At 68.6% G+C, this 15806-nt stretch carries 16 protein-coding genes; 8 read left to right on the top strand and 8 right to left on the bottom strand.

Translation table 11 applies throughout. The features are described 5' to 3' along the window. Window positions 1-10: 10 nt before the first annotated feature. Window positions 11-400 (bottom strand): NifB/NifX family molybdenum-iron cluster-binding protein, encoded by a 390-nt coding sequence (locus ACWPKK_RS25975; RefSeq protein WP_452010197.1) that lies wholly within the window; start codon window positions 398-400, stop codon window positions 11-13. Between the two features lie 233 nt (window positions 401-633). Here ACWPKK_RS25975 and rpoH point away from each other — a divergent pair, with 233 nt between their 5' ends. The 3 genes from rpoH (at window position 634) to pcp (ending at window position 3136) form a co-directional block, all read left to right on the top strand. Continuing rightward, entirely contained in the window at window positions 634-1512 is an 879-nt protein-coding gene (rpoH, locus tag ACWPKK_RS25970; protein WP_452010195.1) for an RNA polymerase sigma factor RpoH, read from the top strand. A gap of 102 nt (window positions 1513-1614) precedes the next feature. Beyond that, on the top strand, window positions 1615-2475 hold the full coding sequence (locus tag ACWPKK_RS25965) for an urea carboxylase-associated family protein (RefSeq protein ID WP_452010193.1): 861 nt from the start codon (window positions 1615-1617) through the stop codon (window positions 2473-2475). A 13-nt stretch (window positions 2476-2488) separates the two neighbouring features. Then, on the top strand, window positions 2489-3136 hold the full coding sequence (gene pcp, locus ACWPKK_RS25960) for a pyroglutamyl-peptidase I (RefSeq protein ID WP_452010191.1): 648 nt from the start codon (window positions 2489-2491) through the stop codon (window positions 3134-3136). Window positions 3137-3139: 3 nt separating this feature from the next. Here the strand turns inward: pcp and ACWPKK_RS25955 are convergent, their stop codons facing one another. Next, on the bottom strand, window positions 3140-4024 hold the full coding sequence (locus tag ACWPKK_RS25955) for a LysR substrate-binding domain-containing protein (protein WP_452010188.1): 885 nt from the start codon (window positions 4022-4024) through the stop codon (window positions 3140-3142). A 131-nt stretch (window positions 4025-4155) separates the two neighbouring features. On the opposite strand from ACWPKK_RS25955, the gene ACWPKK_RS25950 reads away from it, so the two are divergent. Then, on the top strand, window positions 4156-4584 hold the full coding sequence (locus ACWPKK_RS25950) for a VOC family protein (protein WP_452010186.1): 429 nt from the start codon (window positions 4156-4158) through the stop codon (window positions 4582-4584). Between the two features lie 88 nt (window positions 4585-4672). Here ACWPKK_RS25950 and ACWPKK_RS25945 read toward each other — a convergent pair whose 3' ends face one another. Next, a complete protein-coding gene (locus tag ACWPKK_RS25945) occupies window positions 4673-5362 on the bottom strand; it encodes a LuxR C-terminal-related transcriptional regulator (RefSeq protein ID WP_014189689.1) in 690 nt (229 codons plus the stop codon). Window positions 5363-5895: 533 nt separating this feature from the next. Between ACWPKK_RS25945 and ACWPKK_RS25940 the strand changes: the two genes are divergently transcribed. Continuing rightward, window positions 5896-6093, top strand: a complete 198-nt coding sequence (locus ACWPKK_RS25940; protein WP_324869003.1) for a hypothetical protein — start codon at window positions 5896-5898, stop codon at window positions 6091-6093. 98 nt (window positions 6094-6191) lie between these two features. On the opposite strand, the gene ACWPKK_RS25935 is transcribed toward ACWPKK_RS25940, so the two are convergent. The 3 genes from ACWPKK_RS25935 to hflK all read right to left on the bottom strand — a co-directional run bounded on the left by ACWPKK_RS25935 (window position 6192) and on the right by hflK (window position 10241). Then, window positions 6192-7673 (bottom strand): DegQ family serine endoprotease, encoded by a 1482-nt coding sequence (locus ACWPKK_RS25935; RefSeq protein WP_409017840.1) that lies wholly within the window; start codon window positions 7671-7673, stop codon window positions 6192-6194. 353 nt (window positions 7674-8026) lie between these two features. Then, on the bottom strand, window positions 8027-8968 hold the full coding sequence (gene hflC / locus ACWPKK_RS25930; protein WP_452010182.1) for a protease modulator HflC: 942 nt from the start codon (window positions 8966-8968) through the stop codon (window positions 8027-8029). Window positions 8969-8981: 13 nt separating this feature from the next. Further along, a complete protein-coding gene (hflK, locus tag ACWPKK_RS25925) occupies window positions 8982-10241 on the bottom strand; it encodes an FtsH protease activity modulator HflK (RefSeq protein ID WP_452010180.1) in 1260 nt (419 codons plus the stop codon). Between the two features lie 175 nt (window positions 10242-10416). Here hflK and apbC point away from each other — a divergent pair, with 175 nt between their 5' ends. Then, window positions 10417-11565 carry an iron-sulfur cluster carrier protein ApbC gene (gene apbC, locus ACWPKK_RS25920; protein WP_452010178.1) on the top strand — a complete coding sequence of 383 codons (1149 nt, stop codon included), beginning with the start codon at window positions 10417-10419 and terminating at the stop codon, window positions 11563-11565. 209 nt (window positions 11566-11774) lie between these two features. On the opposite strand, the gene ACWPKK_RS25915 is transcribed toward apbC, so the two are convergent. Together ACWPKK_RS25915 and ACWPKK_RS25910 are read right to left on the bottom strand one after the other, a co-directional pair. Then, window positions 11775-13025 carry an Hsp70 family protein gene (locus tag ACWPKK_RS25915; RefSeq protein ID WP_452010176.1) on the bottom strand — a complete coding sequence of 417 codons (1251 nt, stop codon included), beginning with the start codon at window positions 13023-13025 and terminating at the stop codon, window positions 11775-11777. A gap of 116 nt (window positions 13026-13141) precedes the next feature. Further along, the gene (locus tag ACWPKK_RS25910; RefSeq protein ID WP_452010174.1) at window positions 13142-14134 is read right to left on the bottom strand and encodes an SDR family oxidoreductase; all 993 of its coding nucleotides are present in this window, start codon (window positions 14132-14134) and stop codon (window positions 13142-13144) included. Between the two features lie 149 nt (window positions 14135-14283). On the opposite strand from ACWPKK_RS25910, the gene ACWPKK_RS25905 reads away from it, so the two are divergent. After that, window positions 14284-14526: a sulfurtransferase TusA family protein gene (locus ACWPKK_RS25905; protein ID WP_452010171.1), complete on the top strand. Its 243-nt coding sequence runs from the start codon at window positions 14284-14286 to the stop codon at window positions 14524-14526. A 48-nt stretch (window positions 14527-14574) separates the two neighbouring features. Further along, the gene (locus ACWPKK_RS25900; protein ID WP_452010168.1) at window positions 14575-15801 is read left to right on the top strand and encodes a DUF2478 domain-containing protein; all 1227 of its coding nucleotides are present in this window, start codon (window positions 14575-14577) and stop codon (window positions 15799-15801) included. Window positions 15802-15806: the final 5 nt, after the last annotated feature.

Genomic DNA, 15806 nt, shown 5'->3' with positions numbered 1-15806 from the left:
CCGCAGCCCCTCAGTGGCGGTACCCGTCGCCGTGATGGTGGCCGTCATGGTGCTCATGCGGGTGCTCCGGTTCGGCGGCGGGGGCCAGCGTTCCGGCGAACCAGCCGCGGATCGCCCGGACCGGATCGGTCTCCGTCGTCGTCACCGGTTCGATGCCGCGGCGTTTCATGTGCGCGACGAATCCGGAGCCGGACGATCCCGTGATGACCACCCGCACCGCGTCGATCGGGTGCGGCCGGCCGTCGCCGCAGAGGTGGAGGACCTCCTCCTCCGCCAGTTCGATCCGGCCGGTCTCGACCGGGTCGCCCCCGGCCTCCGCCTCATAGACCAGGAAGCGGCGGGTGCGGCCGCCATGGGTGGCGATGGTCTCGAAGTCCTTGGTGCCGACAGCGATTTTCATGGCATGCGGTTCCTTCGCGATGGTGCCCGGCGACGGTTCGGTCCTGCCACGCTCCGGCTTCGCGCGCACAGAGGAAGGTCAATCGGCGGCTGCGCCCGCTGCGATACCCGACCGCCAAGCTTGACTTTCAGCACCGATTTTGTACTATATGCCTGCCTGCTCCGCCGGAGAGGCCTGGGCTCGCCATTCCGGGGGTCCTGCACCCGTCATATCGCTTTGCACGAGGATGTGACATGAGCACCGCTGTTGCCCTTCGTTCGCCAGATTCCGGCGAATCGCTGTCCCGCTACATCAACGACACGCACCGTTACCCGGTCCTGACGGCCGAGGACGAGTACATGCTGGCCAAGGCCTGGACTGAGCATGGCGACGTCGATGCGGCGCACAAGCTGGTTACCAGCCACCTCCGTCTCGTCGTCAAGATCGCCGGCGGCTATCGCGGCTACGGCCTGCCGTTGTCCGACCTGATCGCCGAAGGCAATCTCGGCCTGATGACGGCCGTCAAGAAATTCGAGCCGGAACGCGGCTTCCGCCTGTCCACCTACGCGATGTGGTGGATCAAGGCCTCGATCCAGGATTACATCCTGCGGTCCTGGAGCCTCGTGAAGATCGGCACCACCGCCGCGCAGAAGAAACTGTTCTTCAGCCTGGGCCGCCTGAAGCGGAAGCTGGGCGAATACGGCAGCGGCGACTTGCAGCCCGACAGCGTGACCCGCATCGCCACCGACCTGTCGGTGCCGGAGGACGACGTCGTCGCCATGAACCGCCGCCTGTCGGCGCCCATGGCCTCGCTCAACGCCCCGATGAGCGCCGACGGCGATTCGGCCGAATGGCAGGATCTGCTGACCGACGAGCGTCCGTCGGTCGAGGATTCGCTGGTCGAACGCGGCGAGGCCCGCCAGCGCAGCGCCCTGCTGCACGAGGCGATGGGCGTGCTGAACGACCGCGAGCGCGACATCCTGACCAGCCGCCGCCTGTCGGACAGCCCGCTGACCCTGGAGGACCTGTCGGTCCGCTACGGCGTCAGCCGCGAGCGCATCCGCCAGATCGAGGAACGCGCCTTCGAGAAGGTCGCCCGCCAGACCCGCGTCCTGGCCGCCGCCGCGGCCTGAGCGGGTCGGTCCGAAGAGCGGCTGTGCGAACAGCTGTTGCTCGCGGTGCTCCTCCCTGGCCATGATCGCCGACCGGCCCGATCAACCCCAGAGGAGACCGCGATGCCCAGCTATCCCGCTGCCTACCAAGCCAGCAAAGGGTCTGCGCTCGACGTCGACCGCGCCTTCTACGGGCGCATCGGGTCGCAGACCGAGGGGCGGGAGCTGGTGGACAGCTTCGTGGTGCCGATCCGCTCCGGCCGTGCCTGGACCGTGCCGGCGGGCCATGTCTTCCGTATCGTCACCGTCGAGGGGCCGCAGGTCGCGGACCTGAACATCTGGAACCGTCACAACCCGCGCGAACGCTTCTGGGCCTCGCGCACGCGGCAGCTCCAGCAGGCGCATGTCAGCACCTTCGACCGGCTGTGGTCGACCCTGCCCTATCTGCGGCCGCTGGCGACCATCACCCACGACACGCTGGCCGATTACGGCATCGACGAGTATGGCGGCCGGGTCCACGACCTGCTGGGCACGCGCTGCGATCCCTATGTCAACCGAATGCTGACGGGCGAGGATTTCCACCACCACTGCCATTCCAACCTGACCCGCGCCATCGCTCCCTACGGCCTGACCGAGTTCGACGTGCATGACGTGCTGAACGTCTTCCAGGTCACCGGGCTGAATGCCGAGGACAAGTATTTCATGAAGGCCTGCCCGGCCAAGAAGGGCGATTTCCTGGAGTTCTTCGCCGAGATCGACCTGCTGTGCGCCCTGTCCACCTGCCCCGGCGGCGATCTCAGCGTACCGCTGTGGGGACCGGACGCCCGCGACCCTCTGGAGGTCTGCCGCCCGCTGGGCGTCGAGGTCTACCGGCTCGACCCGGCCCTGCTGGAGGGCTGGTCGTCGCCGGAGGTCGCGGCCTATCGCGGCAACCACGGCATGACTCTGCCGACACCGTCCTGGGAGCGGACGGACCTGGTATAACCGAGGGGGCTCGATGCCGACGATCCTGCTGACCGGCTTCGAGCCTTTCGGCGGCGAGGCCGTCAACCCGTCCTGGGAAGCGGTGCGGCAACTCGACGGCTGGGAATGCCGCGGCCACCGCATCGCCGCCCGCCTGATGCCCTGCGTCTTCGGCGCGTCGCTCGACGCGCTCGACCTTGCGGTGGCGGAGACGGACCCGGTGGCCCTGCTCGGCGTCGGGCAGGCGCAGAGCCGGGCGGAGCTGTCGCTGGAACGGGTGGCCGTCAACCTGGACGATGCCCGCATTCCCGACAATGCCGGCAACCAGCCGGTGGACGCGCCGGTGGCGGCGGGCGGTCCGGCGGCCTATTTCACCAGCCTGCCGGTGAAGGCCATCGCCGCCGCCCTGCGCGACGCCGGCATCCCCGCCGGCCTGTCGCACAGCGCCGGCAGCTTCGTCTGCAACCACCTGTTCTACGGCGCCTGCCATCTGCGGGCGGTCCGGCGCCCGTCCCTGCGCGTCGGCTTCCTGCACATCCCGCTGGCCCCCGAACAGGCGGTGCGCCACCCGGGTTCCCCGTCGATGGCCGTCGAACAGGTGGTCGCCGGCCTGCGCATCGCGGTGGAGACTATCCTGACGACGGCGGAGGACCGGCATGAGGTGGCGGGGACGCTGGAGTAACGCCTACTCCACCTCGGTCAGCAGCCAGTCCTTGAAGCGGCGGACGCGGCGCGCCCGCTCCGCACCCGGCGCGTGGGCGATCAGGTAGCAGCCGCGCGGGCGCAGGGTCTCCGGCATCGGCTGGACCAGCCGGCCCGATGTCACATCGTCGCCCACCAGGAAGACCGGCAGCAGCGCCGCTCCCATGCCGGCCGACGCCGCTTCGATGATCATGAAGAAATGCTCGAAGGCCAGCGACAGCGCAGCCTCCGGCAGCGTCAAACCGAAGGCGGAGAGATAGACGCGCCAGGAATCGGGCCGGGTGGTGTGCTGCAACAGCCGGTGATGCGCCAGATCGGCCGGGCGGCGCAGCGGCGGCCCTTGTTCCAGCAGCGAGGGCGCGCAGAAGACACCCATCGTCTCCGGCATCAGCGTCGCCATCTCAGCCCCCGGCCAGTCCTCCACGCCATAGCGGATGGCGACGTCGATCCGCTCCTTGGCGAAATCGACGCGATGCTCGCCGATGCCGACCTCGACCTGTATGTCGGGATTTTCAGCCTGGAAGCGCTTCAGCCGCGGGATCAGCCAGCGCTGGGTCAGGGTGGGCAGCGCGCTGACCCGCAGAACCCCGCCGTCTTGCGCGCGGGCCGCCCGCGCCGCCGCCGCGATGCGGTCAAGCGCCGCCGACGCTTCGCCATAGAAGGCGGCGCCGGTCGGCGTCAGTTCGATGCCGCGGCCGACGCGGCGGATCAGCTCCACGCCCAGATCGGCCTGCAGGGTCTGCATCATGCGGCTGACGGCGCCCTGGGTCACCGCCAGTTCGTCGGCCGCCTTGGTAAAGCTGAGATGGCGGGCCACCGCGACGAAGCTGCGGACGGCGTTGAGCGACGGCAGGACGCGGTCTGGCATGGGGCGAACCGACTCATGAGTTGAACTCATAAGTCTCCGCCCGAGAACTCGTTTGTCAAGTCCGGAGGGATCGGGTCTGCTGGGCACACCAACAGCTATGTGCCAACCGGTACCGAAAGGCCACGCCCCCGATGACGACCCTGACGCCCTTCCACATCGCTTTTCCGGTCGACGATCTGGCCGCCGCCCGTCATTTCTACGGCACCGTACTCGGTTGCCCGGAGGGGCGCAGCAGCGACGAGTGGATCGACTTCGACCTGTTCGGACACCAGATCGTCGCCCATCTGAAGCCGCGCGACCCCAACGCCGTCCCGGCCCACCACAATCCGGTGGACGGCCACGACGTGCCGGTGCCGCATTTCGGCGTCGTTCTGCAGCCCGCCGATTGGGACGCACTGGCCGAAAAGCTGAAGGCCGCCGGGGTGAAGTTCGTGATCGAGCCCTACACCCGCTTCAAGGGGCAGGTGGGCGAACAGTCCACCATGTTCTTCCTCGACCCCGCCGGCAACGCCCTGGAGTTCAAGGCCTTCGCCGACATGTCGCAGCTGTTCGCCAAGTAAGCGGCAAAAGCAGACGGAAGAAGCAAACGGGAAGAACCCTCCCCCGGGATGGCGGGGGAGGGTCAGGTGAGCGCAATGGACAGGCGGGTTACTGGTTCGCGGCAGCCGCGACCGCGCCGGCCCCGGCCAACTCGCCGCCGATGCCGTTGTTCAGCGCCCAGATGGCGGCCTGGGTGCGGTTCGATGCGTTGATCTTGCGCAGCAGGCTCTTCAGGTGAACCTTCACGGTGGCTTCCGTGATGTTCAGGTGGTTGGCGATCATCTTGTTGCTGTCGCCGTTCAGCAGGCAGCGCAGGATCTGCACCTCGCGCTGGGACAGGCCCTTGCGCGACACCGGCATCTCGGTGCCGTTGCCGTTGACGCGGCCGGAGATCAGCAGAGCCGCCAGATGGGTCGGGAACACCTTCTCGCCCATCATCACCAGCTTCAGCGACTGGGCGAGCGCGTCGGACGACAGATCCTTCATCAGATAGCCGTCGGCGCCGGCCTCCAGCGCGTTGGCGAGGCGGCGGGTGCAGAGGTCGCTGGTCAGGATGACCATGCGGGTGTCCGGCAGCAGGGCACGCAGACGGCGCATCCCTTCCGCTTCCTCGTCGCCGCCATTCTGCAGGTCGAGGAGAAGGAGCTGCGGCTTCAGGCCGTTTTCGACCGAACCCAGCGCCTCGCGCAGATTTCCCGCCTCCGCGAGGATCTGGAAGGGCGAATCGTCAAGGAGGCGCTTCAGCCCCTCGCGAAACAGCTTGTTCGAGTCGATAAGAAAAGCGCGCACTGTGTCCATTGTCCGCTCCCGCAATTTTGAACCGAGCATCATCAGGTGATGGCCGACGGTTGGGCCGGTGGTGGCCGCTGCACGAAGGAAGATCCCGACGCATTGGCGACTGGCCGATTACCCCTCGACAGCTTCGGCAGGCCGTTATTTAGGGGGAGGTTACCCCCGTGTCGTGTCCTACGGTACCACTCTCCGGAGTTAAAAGAAGAACGCATTGGGCATATGCGCAAAGCCTCCCCAAGATTTCCGGATCCAAAGATATCACAGCAGCGAACATTACAGTGTGCGAAAGCGTTAACTGCTTTGTTAACCACCACTTATTTGCGTATGGCTGCGCCTCATAAGCGAGCCATGCCGCATTTTTCTCACACGAAGTTGAAGTCACGGCTCCTGCGGTGGTGATGCCAACAGATAACCCGAATGGAGACCCCCACCATTCGATATAGGGAACAACCCGGCCATGGTCGTACGGCTTGACCAGGACCGGCCGCGCATGCGCTTTTCCATGCTGCCTCCCCGATGGCGGGGATGGGCCGAAGACGATGCTGGGCAGGGTCGAGACTGGAATGGGCTGGCAGATCATCGCCGCCGCAGTGGCGGGCTATCTGGCGCTGCTGGGGCGGAGCGCCTGGAAGCAGGGGGAGTTCCGCCAATTCCTGCGCAGCCTCGCCATCGTCGCCGTCCTCTGCGCCCTGTTGGCCGGTACGGTCGCGGTGGCGATGATGCTGGACCGGACGTAGAAGCGCACCGCGCCCCTTCGAGGCACATACGAACCCGCACAAACGAAAAGGGCGCCGGCGGTCTCCCGCCGACGCCCCTGTTCTTCGCCCGCCGCCGATCAGCTGAGCGGAATCGCCACGAAGCGCAGGTCGCCCTTGCGGTCGACCAGGAGCAGGACGGACTTCTTGCTCTGCTCCTTGGCCTTCTGGACCTTGGCGGTGACGTCCTCCGGCTTGCGGACCTCTTCCTGCCCGACTTCCAGGATGACGTCGCCGGCGCGCAGGCCCTTCTCCGCGGCGGTGGAGTTGCCGGCCACCTCGGTGACGACCACGCCCTTCAGGTCGGGCTTGATCTCGAACTGCTGGCGCAGTTCCGGGGTGATGCCGGTCAGCTTCATGCCGAGCGATTCGGTCGGCTTCTGGGCCGGGGCCTTGTCCTTCGGCTGCTGCTTCTCGTCCGGATTGGCGGCGAGCAGGCCCTGCTCTTCCGCGGCTTCCAGTTCGCCGACCTTGACCTGCATGGTCTGGGCCTTGCCCTTGCGCCAGACCTCGACCGGAACGGCCCGGTCGATCGAGGTTTCGGCGACGACGCGCGGCAGGCGCCGCATCTCGTCGATTTCCTTGCCGTCGAACTTCGTCACCACGTCACCGGCCTGGATGCCGGCCTTGGCGGCCGGGCCGTCCGGGGTGACGGAGGCGACCAGCGCGCCCTTGTGGCCGGGCAGGCCGAGGCTTTCGGCGATCTCCGGCGTGACCGCCTGGATGCGCACGCCCAGCCAGCCGCGGCGGGTCTTGCCGTATTCCTTCAACTGCGCCACCACCTGCTTGGCCAGGTTGGACGGGATGGCGAAGCCGATGCCGACCGACCCGCCCGACGGCGAGAAGATGGCGGTGTTGATGCCGATGACCTCGCCGTTCAGGTTGAACATCGGGCCGCCGGAATTGCCGCGGTTGATCGAGGCGTCGGTCTGCAGGAAATCGTCATAGGGACCGGCATCGATGTTGCGCTGGCGCGCCGAGATGATGCCGGCGGTGACCGAACCGCCCAGGCCGAACGGGTTGCCGATCGCCAAGACCCAGTCGCCGACGCGCATGGCGTCGCTGTCGCCGAAGGGCACCGCGACCAGCGGGTGGCTGGTCTTGATCTTCAGGAGCGCGAGGTCGGTCTTGCTGTCCTTGCCGACCAGTTCCGCCTTGATGTTGGTGTCGTCCTGCAGGATGACGGTGATCTCGTCGGCGTCCTGAACGACGTGGTTGTTGGTGACCACATAGCCGTTCTTGGCGTCGATGACGAAGCCGGAACCCAGCGAGGTCGCCTTGCGCTGCGGCTGGTCCTGCTGTTGCTGACGGTCGAAGAAGTCCCGGAAGAAATCCTCGAAGGGCGAGCCCGGCGGGAATTGCGGGATCTCCGGCCGCGGCCCCTGCGGACGCTGCGGCGCGCTCTGGCTGGTGGAGATGTTGACGACCGCCGGCAGCAGCTTTTCCGCCAGATCGGCGAAGCTGCCCGGCGCGTTGCGGTTGGGCGTCGCCGCCTGGGCCTGGGCCGGTGCGGCACCGGCGAAGGCGCCGATGACGGCGCCGCCGCCGATGACCGACGTCATGCCCCAGACGATGGCGGCGACCAGCGGCCGGACGCCCGCCTTACGCGGCCGGGCCCCGGCCACGGCGCCCCGCGCGGCGGGTTCGAATTTGGGTATGCGAATCAACGTGGTCTCCCTACCAGACGTCCGGCCGGTTCCATGGACGGGAGCGGCCGCCCAGTTCTGGGCCATATATGTGTTGGTCCAAGAGTATGGCCGCAAGATGGCGTGCCGGTCCAGTCGGCACCAGCGGAAATCACAGGCCCGCCGATTTCTTTCCACAGCTGCCGCGCACCTTGGGCCCGGCAAAGCAACGGCCGGATCGGGGGAAACCCCGACCCGGCCGCTTGCCGTTCGTATGCGGACCTTCGGCCTTACTGCGCCGGAGCGGCCGCAGCGGCAGGCGGAGCCGCCTGGGGAGCCGATTGCGCGGCGGCCGGAGCGCCCCCCGCCTGCGGACCCGGACCGCTGAAGTAGCGGAAGAACTCGCCGTTCGGCGACAGCACCATGGTGGTGTCGTTGCCGTTCAGCGACTTCCGGTACGCCTCCAGCGAGCGGTAGAAGCCGTAGAAGCCGGGGTCCTGCGACGTCGCCTCGGCGATCAGCTTCAACGCGCTGTTGTCGCCTTCGCCTCGCAGGATCTGCGCGTCGCGCTGGGCCTCGGCGATGATCACCGTGCGTTCGCGTTCGGCGCGCGACTTGATCTGCTGCGACTGCTCCTGGCCCTGGGCTCGCGCCTCGGACGCCTCGCGTTCGCGCTCCGACCGCATGCGGGCGAAGATCGACTGGCTGGTCTCCTCCGGCAGGTCGGCGCGGCGGATGCGCACGTCGACGATCTCGATGCCGAAGCGCTTGGCCTCGTCGTTCACCTGTCCCTTGATGTCGGTCATGATGCGGGCACGCTCGTCCGACAGGACGGCCAGCACCGTGACGTTGCCGAGCACGCGGCGCAGCGCCGAGTTGACGATGGAGTTCAGGCGGGTTTCGGCCACCGCCTCGGTCCCGGCGGTCTGGTAGAAGCGCAGCGGGTCCTGGATGCGGTAGCGGGCGAAGGCGTCGACGTCCAGGCGCTTCTGGTCGGCCAGGATCACCTGCTCCACCGGCGGATCGAGATCGAGCACGCGGCGGTCGAGAAGGCGGACCTCCTGGATGAAGGGGATCTTGGCCTGCAGGCCCGGCTCCTGGATCACCCGGCGCGGTTCGCCGAACTGCAGGATCAGCGCCTGCTGGGCCTCATTGACGGTGAACAGGGACGACGAGGCGATGATGCCGAGGGCGACGATGCCGATGCCGGCGATGGCGAGGGTGCGGTTCATGATGCGATCCTCCTCACTGGCCGGACATCAGCGGGTTCTGCGGCAGCGACGACAGCGGCTGTGGCTGCGTCTGCGTGCCGGGCCGCGGCCCGCCCTGGTTGCCGCCGGAATTGGCCGGCGGAGCCTGGCGCGGCGCCTGCTGCGGGGCCGGGGTGGCGTTCGGGGCCAGCTGGTTCAGCGGCAGGTACGGCACGACGTTCTGCGCCGACCCGTCCACAATGATCTTGTTCCGGCCGCGGAAGATCTCCTCCATCGTCTCCAGATACATGCGCCGGGCGGTGACGTCCTTGTTCAGCGCATAGGCCTCGTACACCTTCCGGAAGCGGTCGGCGTCACCCTGCGCCAGGCTGACCACCTGCTCGCGATAGGCCGACGCCTCCTGCACCAGTCGTTCCGCCTCGCCGCGGGCGCGCGGGATGATGTCGTTGCGGTAGGCTTCCGCCTCGTTGCGGGCGCGTTCGCGGTCGGCGCGGGCGCGCTGCACGTCGTTGAAGGCGTCGATGACCGGCTGCGGCGGATCGGCCTTCTGCAGCTGGACCTGGGTGATCTCGATGCCCGACTGGTATTCGTCCAGCATGGCCTGGAGCAGCTGGCGGGTCGAGGTTTCGATCTGCTGGCGGGCCTCGGTCAGGGCCGGCTGCAGGTCGGTGCGGCCGATGACCTCGCGCATCGCGCTTTCGGCGGCCTTCTTCACCGTCGATTCCGGATCGCGGATCTTGAACAGGTAGTTGCCGGCGTCCTTGATGACCCAGAACACCGTGAAATCGATGTCGACGATGTTCTCGTCGCCGGTCAGCATCAGCGATTCGTCCGGCACGTCGCGGTCGTTGCGGCCGCCGCCGGCCGAGGAGCGGTAGCCGACCTCGATCCGGTTGACGCGCGTGACCTTCGGCAGCAACACCGTCTCGATCGGCGACGGCAGGCGATACCGCAGGCCCGGCTGTTCGGTGCGCGTCCATTCGCCGAACCGCAGGACCACGCCCTGCTCGTCCGCCTCGACGCGATAGATGCCGCTGGCGAGCCAGATCAGCGCGAGCACGCCCACGACCAGCGCCACGCCCCGGCCGCTGCCGAAGCCGCCGGGCATGGCGCGGCGCAGCCGGTCCTGGCTCCGGCGCAGGAGATCCTCAAGGTCGGGAGGCTGCGGGCCGCCGCCACCGCCGCCATTTCCCCCGCCCTGGGGCCGGCCCCACGGGTTGCCCGGGCCGTTGTTGCCCGGCGGGGGACCCCAGGGACCGCCACCGCCGCCCCCTCCTTGATTGTTCCACGGCATCCGAGTGAGTCCCCCTTACTTTGCGATTCGTCCCATGATGTGGAAGCGCAATGGCATGGCCCCGCGCCTCCCTTTACCGATGTCCTCCGTCGGTCCTATAGTCCCCCATACCCTTCGGCAAGGATTCCACCAACGGATATCCGCCAATATCGGGAAGATAGCGGAGTTTTCAACCATGGCGCAGATCAGCGAAGCTCAAGTCATGCAGGCGCTGAAGACCGTCGTCGACCCGGACCGGGGCGGCGACATCGTCAGCTTGGGCATGTTGTCGGGCCTCGTGGTGCGTGACGGCCATGTCGCCTTCTCCATCGAAGTCGACCCCAAGCGCGGCGCCCAGGCGGAGCCGCTGCGCCACGCCGCCGAAAAGGCCGTGGACGCCCTCCCCGGCGTCCTGTCGGTCACCGCGGTGCTGACCGCCCATCGTGCCGCGCCCCAGGCCGCGCCGCAGCAGGGGCATTCGCATGGCGGGCACTCGCACGGGCATTCGCATGGCGGTGCGCCGCAGGGTGATCCGCAGAAGCCGCTGGTCCCCGGCGTGAAAGCCATCGTCGCCGTCGCCTCGGGCAAGGGCGGCGTCGGCAAATCGACCACCTCGGCCAACCTCGCGCTGGCGCTGGCCGCCAACGGGCTGAAGGTCGGGCTGCTCGACGCCGACATCTACGGCCCGTCGATGCCGCGCATGATGGGCATCGCCGGCCGCCCCAACAGCCCCGACGGCAAGCGCCTGGAGCCGATGGAGAATTACGGCGTCAAGGTCATGTCCATGGGCTTCCTGGTGGCCGAGGACACGCCGATGATCTGGCGCGGGCCGATGGTGATGAGCGCGCTGCAGCAGATGCTGCGCGACGTCAACTGGGGCACGCTCGATATCCTGGTGGTGGACATGCCGCCGGGCACCGGCGACGCCCAGCTGACGATGGCCCAGCAGGTGCCGCTGGCCGGTGCGGTGATCGTCTCCACCCCGCAGGACATCGCGTTGCTGGACGCCCGCAAGGGGCTGAACATGTTCCGCCGCGTCGATGTGCCAGTGTTGGGCATCATCGAGAACATGAGCTATTTCTGCTGCCCCAACTGCGGCCACCGCACCGACATCTTCAGCCACGGCGGCGCCCGCAAGGAAGCCGACACCCTGGGCATGGAGTTCCTGGGCGAGATCCCGCTGCACCTGTCGATCCGCGAGACCTCCGACCAGGGCCAGCCGATCGTGGTGTCGCAGCCGGAGTCCGAGCACGCCCAGTCCTACCGCCGCATCGCCACCCGCCTGTGGGAGAAGATCGGCGGCGGCACCGGCGGCCGTGCCGCGCCGCGCATCGTGGTGCAGTGAGGCGGAGTTCAGCGAGGCGGAGTTAGACCCCCACCCTAACCCTCCCCCGCTCTCAGCGGACCTACGGTCCGCCTGCCGCGTCAGCACAAAGCAGAGCTTTGTGCGAGAGCTGGGCGGGGGAGGGACTGCCGCTGCCTTTCCGAACAAGCACTTATCCCCTCCCCCGCCCAGCGGGGGAGGGTTAGGGTGGGGGCAATCGAAGCCGCCCCTCACCCATACCGCCGCAGCGCCTCCACCGTCAGCCCCAGGCCGACCGAGCCGAAGATGTTGCCCTCCACCACCCGTGCGCCCGGCGCCTCGGCCAGGATCGCGGCGCGCACCTGCGGCAGCAGCGTGGAGCCGCCGGTGAGGAACACCGCGTCGATGCGGTCGGCGGTCACGCCCGCATCCGCCAGACAGTCGCGGATGCGCGAACCGATGCGGGCGGCGAGCGAGCCGGTGGCGCGGTTCAGCGCCTCCCGGTCCACCGCCAGGGCGAGTTCGCCGTCGCCCCAGTCCAGCGCCAGATCCGCCGCGTCGCGGTCCGACAAGGCGATCTTGGTGCGCTCCACCGCCATGGCCAGCGCGTGGCCCTGCCGGTGCTCGACCACGCCGATCAGGCGCTCGATCTTCTCCTGCTCGGCGGAGTCGCGCTGCAGGCGCTCCAGTTCGGCCATCGCCTTGGCGGTGTAGAGGAAGTTGATCTTCGACCAGGTCGCCAGATCGAAATAGATGCTGCGCGGCGCCAGCAGCCCGGCGCGCTTCATGGCGCTGCCCAGCCCCAGTTCCGGCATCGCGGTGGCAAGGCTGAGGTCGCGGTCGAAATCGGTGCCGCCGACACGGATGCCGTCATTGGCCAGGATGTCGCCGGCCCGATCGGCCTTGCCGCGCCGCTCCGGCCCGATGCGCACGACCGAAAAGTCGGAGGTGCCGCCGCCGATGTCGGCGATCAGCGCCAGTTCCTCCCCCGCCACCTGCTGCTCGTAATCGAGCGCCGCGGCGATGGGTTCGAACTGGAAGGAGACGTTGCGGAATCCGGCGGCCCGCGCGATCTGACCCAGCGTCTCCTCCGCAGCGGCGTCGCCGGCCGGGTCGCCGTCGACGAAATGGACCGGACGCCCGACCACCACGTCGCCCAGCTCTCCCCCCAGCGCCTGTTCGGCCCGCGCCTTCACCAGATCGAGGAAGGTGCCGATAACCGCGCGGAAGCTGATGCGGCCCTTGCGTAGCGCGGTGTCGGCATCGATCAGGTCGGTGCCGAGCATCGACTTGATCGAGCGCATCAGCCGCCCTTCCACCCCCGACACATAGGCGTCGATGGCCTCCTGGCCGATGGTGGTCCGGTCATGCTCGAAATCGAAGAACACCGCCGTCGGCAGGGTGGTGCGCACGCCGTCCAGCGCCAGAAGCCGGAAGCCGCCGGCGTCCTGCACGCCCAGCGTCGTGTTCGAGGTGCCGAAATCGAGTCCGCACGCCGTCATGTCCCGCCTCCTGCCCGGATGACCGCTGCGGCCACCCGCCGCACCGGAAAAGGGGCGAGCGTATAACGGCTCCCGACCGCGGGATCAAGCACCCTGCCGGACTACCGGATGCGGCATCACCAGACGTGCCGCGTCCGCCCGTTGCCCAGCGGACGGCTGGCAAGCACCACCGGCAGCAGGAACAGGGTCAGGTTGGTCCAGGAGAAGGGGCGGCGCGGCGGCTTCGGTTCGATCCAGCCGCCGCTGGCCCCCTGATATTCCGGCATCGCGGCCATCACGCCGCCCGACGTGGCGGGAGCGGAGCGGTTCTGGAACATGTCCCGCTCGATGGTGTGGGCGAGCGCCCGCTCGGTCAGCTGCGGGGCCATGGCGTTGCCGACCGCGGCGATGCGGGCCTCGGTGCCGACGAACTGCTCGCGCTGGGGGTTGCGGGCCAGCGACAGGATGGCGGCGGCGACCTCCTCCGGCGGGTGGATGGGGTTCAGCGGCTTCACCGCCCGGCCGGTGTAGTTGGCGGCATGCTGCCACAGCGGCGTGTCGATGGAGGCCGGCATGACCATGCAGACATGGATGGCGGGTTCGTCCACCAGCTCCTGCCGCAGCGATTCGGAGAAGCCGCGCACCGCGAACTTCGCCGCGGTGTAGGGCGTGGCATAACGCTGGCCGATGTTGGACACCATCGACGCGGTGTTGATGATGATGCCTTCCCCGCGGTCGAGGAAATGGGGCAGCACGGCACGGCAGCCATGGACGGTGCCGAAGAAATCGGTGCGCACCACCTGCTCGAACACCTCGTCGGGGATGTCCTCGAACCGGCCGAAGGCGATGACGCCGGCATTGTTCACCCAGATGTCGATGCCGCCGAAAGCCTCGACGGCGCGGTCGGCCAGATGCTGCATGGCGCGCTGGTCGGTGACGTCGGTCGGAACCACCATCGCCCGGCCGCCGGCCTCCACGCACTCCTCCGCCACCTCATGCAAGGCCGCCATCCGGCGGGCTGCCAGGATCACCGCGGCGCCCTGGCGCGCGAACTCCAGCGCGGTTGCCCGCCCGATGCCGCTGGACGCGCCCGTGATGACCACCACCTTGTCGTCAAGACGCTTCGCCATGACCGCAATCCTTTCGTCGAAATCCCGTCGTTGGGCCGTACAACAGCGCGGCTTGAGGAAAATCTCGGGGTCTGGAGAAGCGGGCGCGAACCGGCTACAGTCACAGGCGGAGTAAGGATTTCGTCCTCAACGATCGTGGAGCGGGCCCGGTGCCGGCGAGAGAGCTTGACGTGAAGGGGCTGCATTGCCCGTTGCCCATCCTGCGCACCCGGGCTCTGCTGGACCGCATGGAACCGGGGGAGGAACTGGTGGTCCATGCGACCGACCCGGCCTCGGTCATCGATTTCAAGCATTTCTGCAACACGACCGACAACGCGCTGCTGTCGCACGAGACCCAGCCGGACGAGGTCCACAAGACCGTCTTCGTCTACCGCATCCGCCGGGGCGGCTGAGGCATCCGTTCTTCCCCTTCCTGCCGATCCGCGAAAGGTTCCACCCCGATGCCGCTTCCCCCCGCCTCCCCGCCGCCCCTGCGTCCCGGCGCCGTGATCCACGGCCCCGGTTCGTACGGCGTCGACGCGCTGCTGGACGGCTTCACGGCGGAGTTGAAGCGGCGCGGCTTCCGCGTCGGCGGGCTGGTGCAGCGCAACCACGGGCCGGGCGACGACTGCGCGGAGCGGATGGAGCTGGTCGACGTCGCGACCGGCCGCGCCTATGACATCACCCAGCGGCTGGGCCGGGAGTCGCAGTCCTGCCGCGTCGATCCGACCGGCGTGGCGGAGGCCAGCCAGGCCATCCGCGATGCGGTCGCCTCGAATGTCGACCTGCTGGTGGTCAACAAGTTCGCCGGGCTGGAATCGCATGGCGACGGCCTGTCGGACGAGATGCTGACGGCGATTGCGGAGGGCATCCCGCTGCTGACCAGCGTCGGCAGCCGCTATCTCAACGAATGGCAGACCGCCACCGGCGGCTTCTGCGACCTGCTGTCGCCGACCGCCGACGCGCTGTGGCGCTGGTGGGGGCCGCAGCGGATGTACCCGGATCTGGTGCAAGGCGTCGCCGACGCCGAGGTCCGCCGCGTCGTCACCGGCGACAAGTGGGTCCTGGTGGAAACCGGCGAAGGGCTCGGCGTCGCCGCCCGGCAGGCACCGGCGGCAGAGGACCCCCCAGGGCGCTGGGCCGGCCGGTCCTTGCGCGATCTGGCCGCCATGGCCGCACAGTCCTGGGATCCCCTGGAGATTTCGGTGGGCGTCGCGGCGCTGAACGCCCATTACAACCGTCCCGACCTGGCCGGCGTCCCCGGCAACGGGCTGGACCTGTTCGCTTCGGTGGAGGGGCGCGTCGTGGTGGTCGGCGGTTTCCCGCAGGTCGCCCGCCGGATGCCGCGCGCCCAGGTGATCGACATGACCCCGCAGGAGGGCGAGCATCCGGAGGCCGCCTGCGACTGGCTTCTGCCGGGCGCGGAGGCGGTGGCCGTCACCGCGTCGGCCTTCGCCAACCGCACCCTGCCCCGCCTGCTGCGGGTGTCGGCCGGGGCACGGGTGGCGATGATCGGCCCCGGCACGCCGCTGACCCCGCGCCTGTTCGACTACGGCGTCGACGTGCTGGCCGGCTTCGTCGCCATCGACCGCGAGGCGGTGGTCCGCACCATCGCCGGCGGCGGCGGCTCGCGCGATTTTCATCCCCATGGCCGGATGGTCACGCTGCACCGGCCACCCCACTCTTAACAGAA

The sequence above is a fragment of the Azospirillum largimobile genome, assembly GCF_977007025.2.
This window is presented reverse-complemented; position numbering and strand designations above follow the sequence as displayed.